This is a genomic window from Enterococcus sp. SB12 (assembly GCF_030910025.2).
GTDB classification, from domain to species: Bacteria; Bacillota; Bacilli; order Lactobacillales; family Enterococcaceae; genus Enterococcus_B; species Enterococcus_B faecium.
In genome coordinates this window covers 1408436-1423410 of the sequence record NZ_CP175675.1, presented here as the reverse complement: position 1 = coordinate 1423410, position 14975 = coordinate 1408436, and the positions used below count along the sequence as shown (strand labels likewise).

The 14975-nt window shown below is 39.8% G+C and carries 14 protein-coding genes; 11 read left to right on the top strand and 3 right to left on the bottom strand.

Annotation, left to right across the window (positions count from 1 at the left end; translation table 11 throughout):
• Positions 1–50 precede the first annotated feature (50 nt).
• On the top strand, positions 51–1145 hold the full coding sequence (locus RBL01_RS07020; RefSeq protein WP_002295800.1) for a DUF871 domain-containing protein: 1095 nt from the start codon (positions 51–53) through the stop codon (positions 1143–1145).
• Positions 1146–1307: 162 nt separating this feature from the next.
• A complete protein-coding gene (locus RBL01_RS07015; protein ID WP_072538629.1) occupies positions 1308–2243 on the top strand; it encodes an alpha/beta hydrolase in 936 nt (311 codons plus the stop codon).
• Positions 2244–2327: 84 nt separating this feature from the next.
• Here RBL01_RS07015 and gap read toward each other — a convergent pair whose 3' ends face one another.
• Positions 2328–3338, bottom strand: coding sequence for a type I glyceraldehyde-3-phosphate dehydrogenase (gene gap, locus RBL01_RS07010; RefSeq protein ID WP_002289734.1), 1011 nt, complete (start codon positions 3336–3338; stop codon positions 2328–2330).
• Positions 3339–3625: 287 nt separating this feature from the next.
• On the opposite strand from gap, the gene obgE reads away from it, so the two are divergent.
• The 7 genes from obgE to RBL01_RS06975 all read left to right on the top strand — a co-directional run bounded on the left by obgE (position 3626) and on the right by RBL01_RS06975 (position 11063).
• Positions 3626–4939 carry a GTPase ObgE gene (gene obgE, locus RBL01_RS07005; RefSeq protein ID WP_002318731.1) on the top strand — a complete coding sequence of 438 codons (1314 nt, stop codon included), beginning with the start codon at positions 3626–3628 and terminating at the stop codon, positions 4937–4939.
• Between the two features lie 220 nt (positions 4940–5159).
• Positions 5160–5747 (top strand): hypothetical protein, encoded by a 588-nt coding sequence (locus RBL01_RS07000; protein ID WP_002295807.1) that lies wholly within the window; start codon positions 5160–5162, stop codon positions 5745–5747.
• 175 nt (positions 5748–5922) lie between these two features.
• A complete protein-coding gene (rnz, locus tag RBL01_RS06995) occupies positions 5923–6864 on the top strand; it encodes a ribonuclease Z (protein ID WP_002295809.1) in 942 nt (313 codons plus the stop codon).
• The gene (locus RBL01_RS06990) at positions 6861–7649 is read left to right on the top strand and encodes an SDR family NAD(P)-dependent oxidoreductase (protein ID WP_002328419.1); all 789 of its coding nucleotides are present in this window, start codon (positions 6861–6863) and stop codon (positions 7647–7649) included. Before rnz ends, RBL01_RS06990 begins: the two co-directional genes overlap by 4 nt.
• On the top strand, positions 7650–8093 hold the full coding sequence (locus RBL01_RS06985) for a lipopolysaccharide assembly LapA domain-containing protein (RefSeq protein WP_195419025.1): 444 nt from the start codon (positions 7650–7652) through the stop codon (positions 8091–8093).
• 146 nt (positions 8094–8239) lie between these two features.
• Positions 8240–10537: a single-stranded-DNA-specific exonuclease RecJ gene (gene recJ, locus RBL01_RS06980; RefSeq protein ID WP_002327059.1), complete on the top strand. Its 2298-nt coding sequence runs from the start codon at positions 8240–8242 to the stop codon at positions 10535–10537.
• A 13-nt stretch (positions 10538–10550) separates the two neighbouring features.
• Positions 10551–11063, top strand: coding sequence for an adenine phosphoribosyltransferase (locus RBL01_RS06975; RefSeq protein ID WP_002295813.1), 513 nt, complete (start codon positions 10551–10553; stop codon positions 11061–11063).
• A gap of 287 nt (positions 11064–11350) precedes the next feature.
• On the opposite strand, the gene RBL01_RS06970 is transcribed toward RBL01_RS06975, so the two are convergent.
• A complete protein-coding gene (locus tag RBL01_RS06970) occupies positions 11351–11569 on the bottom strand; it encodes a hypothetical protein (protein WP_002297436.1) in 219 nt (72 codons plus the stop codon).
• Between the two features lie 175 nt (positions 11570–11744).
• Positions 11745–12368 (bottom strand): transcriptional repressor LexA, encoded by a 624-nt coding sequence (lexA, locus tag RBL01_RS06965; protein ID WP_002296572.1) that lies wholly within the window; start codon positions 12366–12368, stop codon positions 11745–11747.
• Between the two features lie 146 nt (positions 12369–12514).
• Between lexA and RBL01_RS06960 the strand changes: the two genes are divergently transcribed.
• Together RBL01_RS06960 and tkt are read left to right on the top strand one after the other, a co-directional pair.
• On the top strand, positions 12515–12766 hold the full coding sequence (locus RBL01_RS06960; RefSeq protein ID WP_002327058.1) for a DUF896 family protein: 252 nt from the start codon (positions 12515–12517) through the stop codon (positions 12764–12766).
• A 101-nt stretch (positions 12767–12867) separates the two neighbouring features.
• Positions 12868–14865 (top strand): transketolase, encoded by a 1998-nt coding sequence (gene tkt / locus RBL01_RS06955; protein ID WP_307780883.1) that lies wholly within the window; start codon positions 12868–12870, stop codon positions 14863–14865.
• The last annotated feature ends 110 nt before the right edge of the window (positions 14866–14975 follow it).

Genomic DNA, 14975 nt, shown 5'->3' with positions numbered 1-14975 from the left:
TATAATGTAAGTGGATACAAAAACGAAAAGATGCAGGAGGAAATGGTAATATGGGAAAATTAGGAATCTCGATTTATCCAGAACGGTCAACATTTGAAAAGGACAAAGCGTACTTGGATTTAGCTCATAAGTATGGGTATAAACGGGTTTTTACCAGTTTGCTGCAGATCAATGATGATAAAGAAAAAGTTCTTTCAGAATTTAAAGAAGTAGTTGATTACGCGAATAGCCTAGGCATGGAAGTAATGGTTGATATCAATCCAGCGTTATTTGAACAGTTGGAGATTTCTTACGATGACTTATCTTTTTTCCATAAGATGGGTGCCTACGGGGTCCGCTTAGATATCGGATTCACAGGAGCAGAAGAAGCAAAAATGACGCGCAATCCTTTTGGTATCAAAATCGAGATTAATATGAGTTCGGGCACGAATTACGTTGACAACATCATGAGTTATTCACCAAATACGGATAATTTATTAGGTTCTCATAATTTTTATCCTCATCGATACTCTGGTTTAGGATACGAACACTTTGTTTTTTGTTCAGAAAAATTCAGAAAATATAATTTGAATACGATGGCATTCGTCAATTCGCAATCTGCTGAGTTTGGCCCTTGGCCTACGCAAGATGGCTTGTGCACGCTGGAAGACCATCGAGATCTTGAAATTGCGACACAAGTGAAGCATTTAATCCTTACAGGATTGATTGATGATATTTCTATTGGAAATGCGTACGCAAGTGAAGAAGAATTGAAAGAAATGGCAGAAGCATTTAACGCGGATTATCCAACATTGAAAGTAGATACGGAAGAAGGTATTACAGAAAACGAACGAATCTGCTTGTTTGATAACCTTCATAGTTATCGAGGGGATCGCTCAGAATATATCCTTCGTTCAACGATGACTCGTGTATACTACAAAGATAAAGATTTCCCGCCTCATAATACGCGAGATATGCATCATGGGGATGTACTGATTGACAATGAAGGGTACGGTCAATACAAAGGAGAAACACAAATCGCCTTGAAGGATATGAAAAACGACGGACGTGTCAATGTTGTAGGAAGAATCTCCGATGACGAATTATTCCTCCTTGACTTTTTGAAACCATGGTCAAGCTTTAAATTAATTGAAAATAAAAAATAGATAATTAGTTATTGCAGAAATAATCCGCTAGAAATAGCCAGTTATTTCTGCTTTTTTATTTTGTTTTTTTATAGGTTATAAAAATGAACATTGCATAGTAGAGATTCTTTGATTATACTAATTCAAGGTTATATGAAAAAAGAGAAATGAGATGGATGATTTATGAAACTTTGGATGAAAATCCTTTTAGGCGTCGCTTTAGCTCTGATTGTTGCGTTAGTGTTTGCAGGGAATTATTTTTATAATTATGCTGTTGTGCCTTCTGAGAAAGACTTTTTAGACGAAGATACACCTGGTACAACACAGACATCCAAAGAAACGGATGCACATAAATGGTTTAGTTCAAAAGAAAACCGAAGCGATTGGACCATCACTTCAAAAGACGGTCTGAAATTATCAGCGATTTATCTTCCTGCTAAAACGAAAAGTGAAAAAACAGCTCTTGTGGCTCATGGCTATATGGGAAACGCTGAAACGATGACCAATTACGCAAAGATGTTTCATGATATGGGTTACAATGTCCTTGTTCCTGATGCAAGAGGACATGGAAAAAGCGAAGGGGATTACATTGGATTTGGATGGCCAGAGCGTAAAGACTATGTACAGTGGATAAACAAAGTGCTAGAAAACAATGGAAAATCGCAAGAAATCGTTCTATACGGTGTCAGCATGGGAGCAGCAACAGTTATGATGACTAGCGGAGAAAAGCTACCAGATAATGTGAAAGCAATCATTGAAGATTGCGGTTATTCTTCCGTCCATGATGAGCTTGCCTATCAGCTAGACGATATGTTTAGTCTTCCAGCATTTCCGCTTATGCAAGTAACGAGTCTAGTGACAAAAGTCCGTGCTGGCTACTTTTTCGGTGAAGCAAATGCAGTGGAACAATTGAAGAAAAACCAGCGCCCAATGCTCTTTATACATGGAGACGAAGATACATTTGTACCATTTAAAATGTTAGATAAGGTCTATCGTGCAACGAAGGGACCAAAAGAAAAGTATGTTGTAAAAGGAGCCGAGCATGCGGAAGCATACAAGACAGATCCTGAAAAATATCAGCAAGTAGTCCAACAATTTTTAAGCCAATATGTTCATTGAACGAGTTTAAAAGTAGGGGATGAAAAGAAAGAAGCCTTTGACTGGATCCAGTCAAAGGCTTCTTTTATCGATTGATCTATCAAATTACAAGTTAGCGAATTTTTCTAGTAAGCGAATCATTTGGCAAGTAAATCCATACTCATTGTCATACCATGCAACAGTTTTAACAAGTTGGAAATCACCAGCAGTTGTTACTTCTGTTTGCGTTGGGTCAAAGATCGAACCTTGAGTTGTTCCAATGACATCGCTAGAAACGATTTGACGGTCATCATACCCGAATGAAGGATTGTCAACTGTGTGTTTTTTGATTGCTTCGTTTACTTGATCAGCAGTTACTTTTGTTTTCAATACTGAAACCAATTCAGTTAATGAACCATCAACGACTGGAACACGTTGTGCGTGTCCTTGTAATTTTCCTTGTAGCTCAGGGATAACTAAGCCGATTGCTTTCGCAGCACCAGTAGAATGTGGGATAGTATTGTCAGCAGCTGAACGAGCAGCACGCAAATTACCGCCTTTTACAGGTCCATCTAAGAGCATTTGTGTGGAAGTGTAGGCATGAACTGTTGTCATTGTACCAACTTCGATCCCAAATTCATTATTTAAGAAATAAGCCATAGGTGCTAAACAGTTTGTTGTACATGAACCTGCTGAGATGATTTTGTCGTTTTCATCTAATGTATCATCATTGACGTTATAGACGATGGTTTTCATAGCACCAGCTGGGGCAGAAATAACTACTCGTTTGACACCAGCATCTAAATGCGCTTTTGCTTTTTCTTCAGATGTATAAAAACCAGTACATTCTAGTACGATATCTACACCGTTTTCTTTTGCCCAAGGGATTTTGCTTGCGTCGGGTTCTGCATAAACACGAGTTGCTTCGCCATCCACTACGATTGAGTCTTCTGTTGCAGTAACTGTGCCAGGATAAGTACCATGAGTAGAGTCAAATTGCAATAATTGTGCTAACATAGTTGGACTTGTTAAGTCGTTGATTGCTACTACTTCAATATCATCTGAGACTTCTTTGATGCGGCGGAAAGCCAGACGGCCAATACGCCCAAATCCGTTAATACCTACTTTTACTGTCATATCAAAAGTTCCTCCTTTATTAGGGGTGCTGTGAAACGGCATCCTCAATTAATACAATTAATACACTGTTATTCTGCTACGCAAAGAATATTTTGTCAAAAAATTATACTTGGTAGCAGAAAAAAGGTTGGAAACCTTATCAAATGATAAAAAAAGAAGAAGGTAAACAATCTTTTTGCTGAAATGATAGACAAAATCAGATTTCACCGATAAAATAAGTAAGACTTTTGTTTATTGTGGAAATTCAGGCAGTCAAATAAATAAATGAATAATAGGAGGACTTAATTATGTCCATGTTTTTAGATCAAGTAACGATCGATGTGAAAGCTGGCAAGGGCGGAGACGGAATGGTTGCATTTCGTCGCGAAAAATACGTTCCTGACGGCGGACCGGCTGGCGGAGACGGTGGTCGTGGCGGCGATGTCATCTTGATCGTCGATGAAGGGTTACGTACATTGATGGATTTTCGTTTCAATCGCCATTTCAAAGCGCAGCCAGGTGAAAATGGGATGAGTAAAGGGATGCACGGTCGTGGTTCAAAAGATACCTATGTTAAAGTACCACAAGGAACCACTGTCCGAGATGCGGAGACTGGTGCTCTTTTAGGAGATTTGATTGAAAATGGTCAAACACTAGTTGTGGCAAAAGGTGGACGCGGTGGACGAGGGAATATCCGTTTTGCCTCTCCTCGGAATCCTGCACCGGAAATTGCTGAAAACGGTGAACCAGGACAAGAGCGAAAAATCGAACTAGAATTGAAAGTATTGGCAGACGTTGGACTTGTAGGTTTTCCATCTGTCGGGAAATCGACTTTACTATCCGTTATTTCATCTGCTCGTCCAAAAATCGGCGCTTATCATTTTACGACGCTCGTCCCTAATCTAGGAATGGTTACTACAAGTGATGGCAGAAGTTTTGCCGCAGCAGACTTGCCAGGTTTGATTGAAGGAGCTTCACAAGGTGTTGGGCTGGGTACACAATTTCTTCGTCATATCGAAAGAACACGAGTAATTTTACATGTGATCGATATGAGTGGGATGGAAGGACGAGATCCTTATGAAGACTATCTTGCCATCAACAAAGAATTATCTACTTATAACTTACGCTTGCTAGAGCGTCCGCAAATCATCGTGGCAAACAAAATGGATATGCCGGATGCACAGGAAAATCTAGTGAAATTCAAAGAACAGCTGAACAAGGAAAAAGAAGATGAATTTGCTGATGACATCCCAGTATTTCCAATTTCTGGAGTGACTCGACAAGGATTGGACGCGTTATTGAATGCTACAGCAGATTTGTTAGAAGTAACGCCAGAATTCCCATTGTACGAAGAAGAACTGGAAGAAGAAACTGTACACTATGGATTCAATCCAGAAGGTCCTGAGTTCCAAATCGATCGTGATTCAGATGCAACGTGGATCTTATCTGGTGAGAAGATCGAAAAATTATTCCAAATGACGAATTTCGATCATGATGAAACAGTGATGCGTTTTGCTCGTCAATTACGTGGTATGGGTGTGGATGAAGCTCTTCGGGCACGCGGTGCGAAAGATGGCGACCTTGTACGTATCGGTGAGTTTGAATTTGAATTTGTCGAATAGGCAAGCAAATAAAAACAAATACCAAAAAATATAGATTCAGATTTAAGGGAGGTTGTGACAGAAGTGGTCAGCTTCAAGAACGCCGTTTATTCGGAAAAAGGAGCTGTGATACGACTTTTGTCACAGCCCTATTTTATTGGAAAAAAAGAGTGCTTTTCTTTTCTTATTTTACAATTAAAGGTAAAATAAATAACAAGAAGGTATGAAAGGGGCGTTTTTAATGAGCAAACGAGTAATCATTTTAAATTTTCAAGTAGAAAGCCAGGCATATCAGGCATTTTCAGAAATCAAAAAGTTACATGCTGTTCGTTCGATTAAAGGAGAACAGATGGCAGTTGTCAGCCATGATCCTAATGGGACACATCAATTCAAAATAGAAGATTTTATCGACTTTACCGGTAATAACAAATCTTCTACGGGTGGATTAATCGGAATGTTGGTTGGTGTATTAGGTGGTCCGCTAGGGATTTTATTAGGATGGTTTGCCGGAGGAATGATCGGTGCGACACAAGATGCCAAAGAAATAAAAGATGCCCAGACCGTGTTCGACTTTGTTGGAAATAAAATCGGTGAAGGAGCTACAGGACTGATCTTGATTGCTGATGAAGAGGACAATCGCCCACTGAATCAATTGGTAATGATGGAATTAGGCGGAGAAATTACCCGCTTGGATTATGAAGATGTCGAAAAAGATGTGCATGATGCGAAAGAAGCTGAAAATCATGCGAAAGAAGCTGCACAAAAGACTTGGAAGGACAAACATCCGCAAACTTCCAACGACAATGAAAGTTCTGGATCTTCAAATTAATAAAAACAGCAGAGGATCTCAAACGGGTTCGCTGCTGTTTTTATAGTAATTTTCAAAGAAAACGCTATCGCTTTAGAACGTTATTTTTAATTTGAACCCATTCTCGACTTACGGTTGATTATCCTATCTTTTTCCCCTAAAATTAAAGAGGAACTTAAAGAAAGTCAGGTAGATTATGGAATTACAATTTTTAGGAACAGGTGCAGGTGTTCCTGCAAAACATAGAAATGTGACAAGTATAGCATTGAAACTTTTAGACGAGCGCAATGAAGTTTGGTTGTTCGACTGTGGCGAAGGCACGCAAATGCAGATTTTGCGAACGACTATCCGTCCGAGAAAAATCGGTAAAATTTTCATTACACATTTACACGGCGATCATATTTTTGGACTTCCCGGGCTCATCAGCAGCCGGTCATTTCAAGGTGGGGATACGCCATTAGAGATTTACGGGCCAAAAGGGATAGAGGAATACATAAAAGTCTCTTTAGGTATTTCGCAAACGCGTTTAAGTTATCCGCTGAAATTCATTGAGCTAAATGAAACAGCCCCGATTTTTACTGATCAGCAATTTTCTGTTTATACAAAAAAACTAAATCATGGGATCGACAGTTTTGGTTATCGTGTGGTTGAACATGATCATAAAGGAGAATTGCAGGTGGATCGTCTAAAAGAATTAGGTATTCCAGCTGGACCACTGTACGGCAAACTGAAGCAAGGTGAAACGATCCAACTAGAAGATGGGCGGACGATCAATGGAAAAGATTTCGTAGGTCCAGATAAAAAAGGACGAATCGTGACTATTTTAGGCGATACGAGAAAAACACATAATTCCGTTGTGCTTGCGGAAAATAGCGATATTCTGGTACATGAAAGCACATTTAATAAAGATGAAGCAAGAATGGCGCACAACTATTTCCATTCCACGACTCATCAAGCTGCTGAAGTTGCAAAAGAAGCGCAGGCAAAACGGCTGCTACTTACTCATATCAGTGCAAGATATTTAGGAAAAGCAGCTTTAGAGCTTGAAAAAGAAGCACAAGAAGTGTTTGAAAACACGACGATCATGAAAGATTTTGATAGCATTGAGATTCCATTTCGCGAGGAGGAAGAGGCATGAATTTAGAAGATAAAGTTGTTTTAGTAACAGGTAGTTCAGGCGGTCTGGGCGCACAAATCTGTTATGAAGCAGCAAAGCAAGGAGCAATCGTTCTAAGTTGCGCACGAAGAATGGCATTTGTAGAAGGTGTCAGAGACGAGTGCAGACGCTTGAGCGGCAAAGAGGCTTATGCTTTCAAGGTAGACGTCAGCAATCCTGAAAGCGTGGACGAATTATATGAAAAGGTGATGGAAGAAGTCGGGCGCGTCGATATTCTGGTAAACAATGCGGGCTTTGGGATTTTCGAAGACTTCCTTACATTCGACCTTGGAAAAGCATACGATATGTTTGAAGTCAACATCTTAGGAATGATGGTTTTGACACAAAAATTTGCGATCGATATGGCAGAAAGAAGACAAGGTCATATCATTAATATCGCCTCTATGGCTGGAAAAATGGCAACTGCAAAATCAACGGTTTATTCTGCCACGAAATTTGCAGTCCTTGGCTTCTCCAACGCTTTGCGATTAGAATTGAAACCACTTGGCGTAGCTGTTACGACAGTGAATCCAGGTCCAATCGAGACAGATTTCTTCGATAAGGCTGATCCAAGCGGAAGCTATTTGGAAAAAGTCGGACAAATCGTTTTAGAACCTGCCAAGTTGGCAAAAATGATCGTCCGCAATATGAGACATCCAAAACGGGAAATCAATCAACCGTTTATTTTAGAAGTTGCATCAAAATTTTATACGCTGTTTCCAACGATTGGTGATTATTTAGCCAGCGGAATTTTTAACAAAAAGTAGGTGAAGGAATTGAAAAAGCAAACCAATGTGATTCTTGGATTTGTTTTAGTTTTGATTATTGTTCTTTTTGCTGTATTGAACAATAAAAATGTTCCTGTAAGTTTTGGCTTCACTTCCTTTTCTGTGCCGTTGATCTTAGTGATCATCGGTTCTGCGCTGATTGGTGCGCTGATTGTATTTTTGACTGCTTCGGCAACACTATGGCAGCAAAAAAAGCAAATCAAACAGCTGACTCAGGAAATGTCAGAATATCAAACAGAACTTCAAAAGAAAATTGAAGAAGCAAAAGAAGAACAGCAACGCGAGTTTAGAAACGAACGTGCGGAGTTGGAAGCTGCTTATCAGGCGGAGTTACAAGCGAAAACCGCACAAATCAGTCAATTGAAAGCGCCGGAAGAACAAAAAACTCAATCGCCCAAACAAAGCTTCAATTATTTTGACTAAACTAATAGGGATATTTCATAAATGGTCGTACAAAAGATCAGGTCCTGCTGAACATCTGTCTAGCGGATCTGATCTATTTTTATTCTTTCTTTCTGCTTTTTTTTGCTGATTTCCTTTGCTATAATAACTAAGTTAGGAGTGAGAAAGTGAGACAAGCAAATTTTGATTGGAAGTTAAGCGAGACAGAGCCTTCTGAATCCTTTCTCCAAATGATCCGTGAACTGAAATTATCTCCATTTGTCGGTAAGTTACTGTGGCAAAGAGGTTACCATGAGGAAAAGGATATCAACCGATTTTTACATCCAAAGGAACAAGAATTACATGATCCGTATCTGATGCACGATATGGATAAAGCAATCAGCAGAATCCAAGAAGCTGTAATCAGTGGAGAAAAAATCCTCGTTTACGGTGATTATGACGCAGATGGGATCACCAGTGCAACGGTAATGAAAGAAACACTGGAATTACTTGGTGCAGAAGTAGAAGTATTCCTGCCAAATCGATTTGAGCATGGGTATGGACCAAACCAATCGGTATACCAAGAAAAGATCGAAGAAGGAATCCAGTTGATCATCACTGTTGATAACGGGGTAGCAGGAAATGATGCGGTAGCATACGCTCAGCAAGCTGGTGTAGACGTGATCATTACAGATCATCACGAACTGCCTGAGAATTTACCAGACGCTTATGCGATTGTTCACCCTCGTCATCCAGCGGGGCGCTATCCATTTCCAGATTTGGCAGGAGTCGGAGTAGCATTCAAAGTAGCTTCTGCATTATTGGAAGAACCGCCTGTAGAATTTTTGGATTTAGTAGCGATAGGAACGATCGCCGATTTAGTTTCATTGACTGATGAGAATCGAATCCTTGTTTCATTAGGAATCGATGCCATTCATCATTCAGAACGGATAGGACTTCAGGCGCTATTTGAAGAAAGCGGCGTAAAAATGAGGGACGCAGACGAAACAACGATCGGTTTTTCGATTGCTCCCAGACTAAATGCAATCGGTCGGATGGGCGATCCACGTCCTGCCGTCTCGTTACTTGCGACGTTTGATGAAGAGGAAGCATCCGTTCAAGCAAAAAAATTGAATGAGATCAATGAAGAAAGAAAGGCAATCGTAGAGCAGATAACACAAGAAGCATTAGCGATGGTCAATAAGGAGAATCATATCCATCTATTGGTAAACCGAGGATGGCATGAAGGCGTTTTGGGCATTGTTGCTGGGAAAATAATGAATGAAACGGGTAAACCAACGCTTGTCCTTACTTTAAAAGAAGATGGATCAGCTAAAGGATCTGGACGTAGTATTGAAGCCTTGAATCTTTTTGAAATGCTTGACCAGATGCGAGATTTATTTACTTACTTCGGAGGACATCATGCAGCAGTCGGTTTAACGATGCCAAGTGAAAATGTAACTATACTACAGGAGAAGATGAACCAATATATAGTCGATCATCAAATTGATTTGATGAGAGGGCCTGAGTTGAGAATTGATGAAGTATTGCTGCCAAATGAAGTAACAGTAGAGCGAATTGATGAGCTGAAACTATTGGCGCCATTTGGTACGGATAATCCTTTGCCTCAGTTTTTATTTCGACAAGTCCAAGCAGAAAATATCAAAAGAATCGGAGCAAACCAACAGCATCTGAAATTTGTCCTTTCCGATGCATCGAGTCAGCTTGATGCGGTCGCTTTTGGTTTTGGTACTCAAGAAGAAGAACTGCTGAATAATCAGGTAGATGTGGTAGGAAAGCTTTCGATCAATGAATGGAACGGGCGTAAGAAACCGCAGCTGATGGTATCTGATTTTTCTGTGGGTGGTCTGCAAGTATTTGATTGGCGGGCAAAACGTTTCCGTGAACAGAGCCGAACGTCGGAAGGTAGCCTTTATTTAGCATTTGATTCTTCGACGTTGAAATTCGTGCCTGAGATTATCCAGGAAGCTGCGATTGTTTTCGAAGGACTAGATTCTGTAAAGGCAATAATTGAAAAAAGAAAACCGAACTCTCTAGTTATTATGGATTGTCCAGATGATTTAGCGGATCTGAAAGAAGTTTTTCGGTCTTATTCATTCAATCGTGTTTATCTGATGGGGATTTCACCTGATGAGGCCTATTTGAATGGGGTAGGCACAAGAGAACAGTACGCAAAATTGTTTAAATTGATCCATTCTCAAGAACGAATTGATATACGTCATAAAATAAAAGCAATAGCTCAATATTTGCGTATCCCTGAAAAATTATTAATTTTTATGATACAGGTGTTTTTTGAATTGAAATTTGTTACAATAGAGAACGGTGTTTTACAAAAAGTCGCTAGCCCAGAAAGTCATCCTTTGACTGAGAGCAGATTATACCAGCGGCGGCTCAATAAAATCAAAGTTGAGGAATTTTTGCTTTTGAGCGATATTCCTACCATAAAGAAATGGTTAACAACCTAGGAGGAAACAAAGAGTGGATTTAAAAGATTATATTGCCAGTATTCCCGACTATCCGTCAAAAGGAATTGTGTTTCGAGATATTTCCCCACTGATGGCAGATGGTGACGCTTATCGGGAAGCTACTAAACAAATCGTAAATTATGCAAAAGAAAAACGAATTGATATGGTAGTTGGGCCAGAAGCCCGTGGATTCATCGTAGGATGTCCTGTTGCTTATGAGTTAGGAGTCGGTTTTGCCCCAGTCCGAAAAAAAGGGAAGTTACCTCGAGAAACCATCGAAGTGACTTATGGATTAGAATATGGAACAGATACATTGACATTGCATAAGGATGCCATTAAACCAGGTCAACGTGTGCTGATTTGTGACGATTTGCTAGCTACTGGAGGAACAATCAAAGCGACGATCGAACTGATCGAACAATTAGGCGGTGTAGTCGTAGGCTGCGCATTTTTGATCGAATTGATGGATCTCCATGGACGCGACAAAATCAAAGGATATGACATCATTACATTAATGGAATATTAAGCAGAAAAAAGAAGCTATTCTTGATGTTATTCTTAAAGAAGCGATTTTAAAGCGACCCTCAAAAGTCAGATAGAGAATCTGACTTTTGAGGGTCGCTATTTTTTTATAAATGGAAACAAGCAAAGACCAGTAGAAGTTTAAAAAATCACTTTTTCCGCAATTTGACTTAATACCGAAAAACTGGCTTTAGAACACCCTTTATTCGAAAAAAGGATGTGACCGATTTTTGTCACACCCCCGTAAAAGTTTAACTTCTTGTCTTTTAAATAATTAGCAGTCAATCCTTATTATGATTGCCTGGATCTGTAGTAGGGCTCATGATAGAAATGATCTTCATGAATTCTGCGCCGCTCAGATTGACGGTACTTCTTTTCATCCCACAACATGAACCACAAAGTAAATAACGGAACAAACACAAGTAAAGCTGGACGTATGCCGAAATTACCAATAATAATACCTAAAAACAAAACAGTTAATACTAAGCCAAGACGTCTCATTGATTTCATGAATTCTCACCTCGTTAATTTATGCGAACAATTGTTCGTATATTTAGTATACGAATATTTGTTCGGTTTGTAAAGAGGGAAGTGATAAAATTTGAAAGAAGAACCTGGGCGAAAAAAGAGTTTGAGACCATCGTCTCAAACTCTTTTTAAAAAGTTTTCTTTTAATTAGTAGCAATTAATAGATATGACTACGATAAAGTCCTACTACTCGTCCTAATATAGATACTTGATCTAAGATGATTGGTTCGAGCAAGTCGTTTTCAGGCTGCAGACGGAAAAAGTTTTTTTCTTTATAGAATCGTTTGCAAGTCGCTTCGTCCTCGGCAGTCATTGCAATGACAATATCGCCATTTTGAGCAGTTTCTTGCTTCCGAACGATCACGTTGTCACCATCCAAGATTCCAGCATTGATCATACTATCTCCACGAATTGTCAGCATAAAGAGACTGCCTTCTTCGGAAGAAAGATTAGGAGGGATTGGAAAGAAGTCTGAAGCATCCTCTACTGCTAAAATGGGTTCTCCAGCTGTTACGACGCCAAGTACTGGAATAGTTGTTGGACGAATCCCAATCTTTTCTAAACCTTGTTTTGTCAACTCGATTGCACGAGGTTTCGTCGGATCTCTTTGGATAAACCCCTTTTTTTCAAGCCGTGCAAGATGACCGTGAACAGTAGAAGTAGAAGAAAGCTGAACAGCTTCCCCGATTTCACGGACAGTCGGCGGGTATCCTTTTTGGGTTACTTGTTCATGGATATATCGTAAGACTTCGATTTGTCTTGATTCAGTTTGTCGGGCCACAAGGTACACCTTCTTTCACTTGATAAATAAATAGTACCATATAAAAAGCGCTAAATCAAACGAATGTTCGTATTTTATTTAGTTTATCTAGTTGTTTTTTTTTCAGTTTTTATATAATATGAAGGAGAGTAAAAGGAGGGCTGAGCATGCTGTCACCTGAAAAAATAGATCGGATCAATGAACTTGCACGTAAAAAGAAGGAAAATGGTCTCTCAAAAGCCGAAGAACAAGAACAAATCAACTTGCGCAAAGAGTATTTGGAAGCTTTTCGTTCCGGTATGCGTCATCATATCGAAGGAATGAAAGTCGTCGATCCTGAGGGCAATGACGTGACCCCGGAAAAATTAAAAGAAATTCAAAAGAAAAAGGGCTTACACAACCGAAATGACAACTTTTAGTAAAAAATACTGAAAAAGATTGCTTTTTCGTGTGACATCTTATAGAATGAAAGTGTAAGAAATAAAGGTAAAAAAAACCTAAATTAATAGGAGGGGTTATTTTGTTTGACAAAATTGACCAACTTGGCGTTAACACAATTCGTACATTAAGTATTGAAGCAGTCCAAAAAGCAAACTCAGGACATCCTGGATTGCCGATGGGCGCAGCACCTATGGCATATGCGTTATGGACAAAACACCTGAAAGTAAATCCAACGACATCAAAAAACTGGGCTGACCGCGACCGTTTCGTTCTTTCGGCAGGACATGGGTCAGCAATGTTGTATAGCTTGCTTCATTTAGCTGGCTATCAAGTGACAATCGATGATTTGAAACAATTCCGTCAATGGAATTCTAAAACACCAGGACATCCTGAAGTACATCATACAGATGGTGTAGAAGCCACTACAGGGCCATTAGGACAAGGGATTGCAATGGCTGTCGGTATGGCAATGGCAGAAGCGCACCTTGCAGCAACGTATAACAAAGAAAACTTTAATGTGATGGATCACTATACGTATGCAATATGCGGTGACGGAGACTTGATGGAAGGGGTATCTCAAGAAGCAAGTTCGATGGCAGGTCATATGAAACTAGGGAAATTGATCGTTTTATACGATTCAAACGATATTTCACTAGATGGTCCAACTTCAAAAGCTTTCACAGAAAACGTTGGTGCTCGCTATGAAGCATATGGCTGGCAACATATCTTAGTGAAAGACGGAAATGACCTAGAAGCAATCTCTAAAGCGATTGAAGAAGCAAAAGCTGAAACAGACAAACCAACATTGATCGAAGTAAAAACAGTCATCGGCTATGGTGCGCCTAAAGAAGGAACATCTGCTGTTCATGGTGCTCCTCTTGGTGAAGATGGCATCAAGATGGCTAAAGAAGTTTATGGTTGGGAGTATCCAGATTTCACTGTTCCAGAAGAAGTAGCTGCCCGCTTCCATCAAACGATGATAGAAGAAGGACAAAAAGCTGAAGATGCATGGAATGAAATGTTTGCCAATTATAAAAAAGCTTATCCTGAATTAGCACAACAATTTGAAGATGCTTTTGATGGCAAACTACCAGAAAACTGGGATGCAGAATTGCCAACTTATGAAGTTGGAAGCAGTCAAGCAAGCCGTGTTTCAAGTAAAGAAGTCATCCAAGAATTATCGAAAGCTATACCAAGCTTCTGGGGTGGTTCAGCGGACTTGTCAGGTTCCAATAATACAATGGTGGCTGCAGATAAAGATTTCACTCCTGAACATTATGAAGGACGCAACATCTGGTTCGGTGTCCGCGAATTTGCAATGGCTTCGGCTATGAATGGTATCCAACTTCATGGCGGAACTCGTATCTACGGTGGAACATTCTTTGTCTTTGTCGATTATCTAAGACCAGCAGTTCGTTTAGCAGCAATCCAACATACTCCTGTTGTTTACGTCTTAACACATGACTCGGTTGCTGTCGGAGAAGACGGACCAACGCACGAACCGATTGAACAACTAGCATCTGTTCGCTGCATGCCTGGTGTTCAAGTGATTCGTCCGGCAGACGGAAATGAAACACGTGCTGCTTGGAAAGTAGCGATGGAGACAACAGATGCGCCTACTATCCTTGTATTGAGTCGTCAAAACCTTCCAGTATTGCCTTCTACAAAAGAAGTAGCAGATGAAATGGTGAAAAAAGGCGCGTATGTTCTTTCTCCATCACAAGGAGAAACACCAGAAGGTATTTTGATTGCAACAGGTTCTGAAGTTGATTTGGCTGTGAAAGCTCAAAAAGAATTGGCTGAAAAAGGCAAAGATGTTTCTGTTGTTTCTATGCCAAGCTTTGACCTCTTTGAAAAACAATCTTCTGAATATAAAGAAAGTGCACTTCCTAAATCAGTGAAGAAACGTGTGGCTATCGAAGCTGCTGCATCATTTGGATGGGAACGCTACGTAGGAACAGAGGGCGCAACGATTACAATCGATCATTTCGGTGCATCTGCCCCTGGCACTAAAATTTTAGAAGAATTTGGATTTACAGTAGAAAATGTCGTGAATACGTACAATCAACTATCATAGATCCAAGCAATTGTTTGACTGATAAGAACAGCTGTCTGCAAGTTGGAGACAGCTGTTCTTTATGTGTTAGAAGAATAAATCAATATTACTTTTCGTTTTCGGCTATGTTA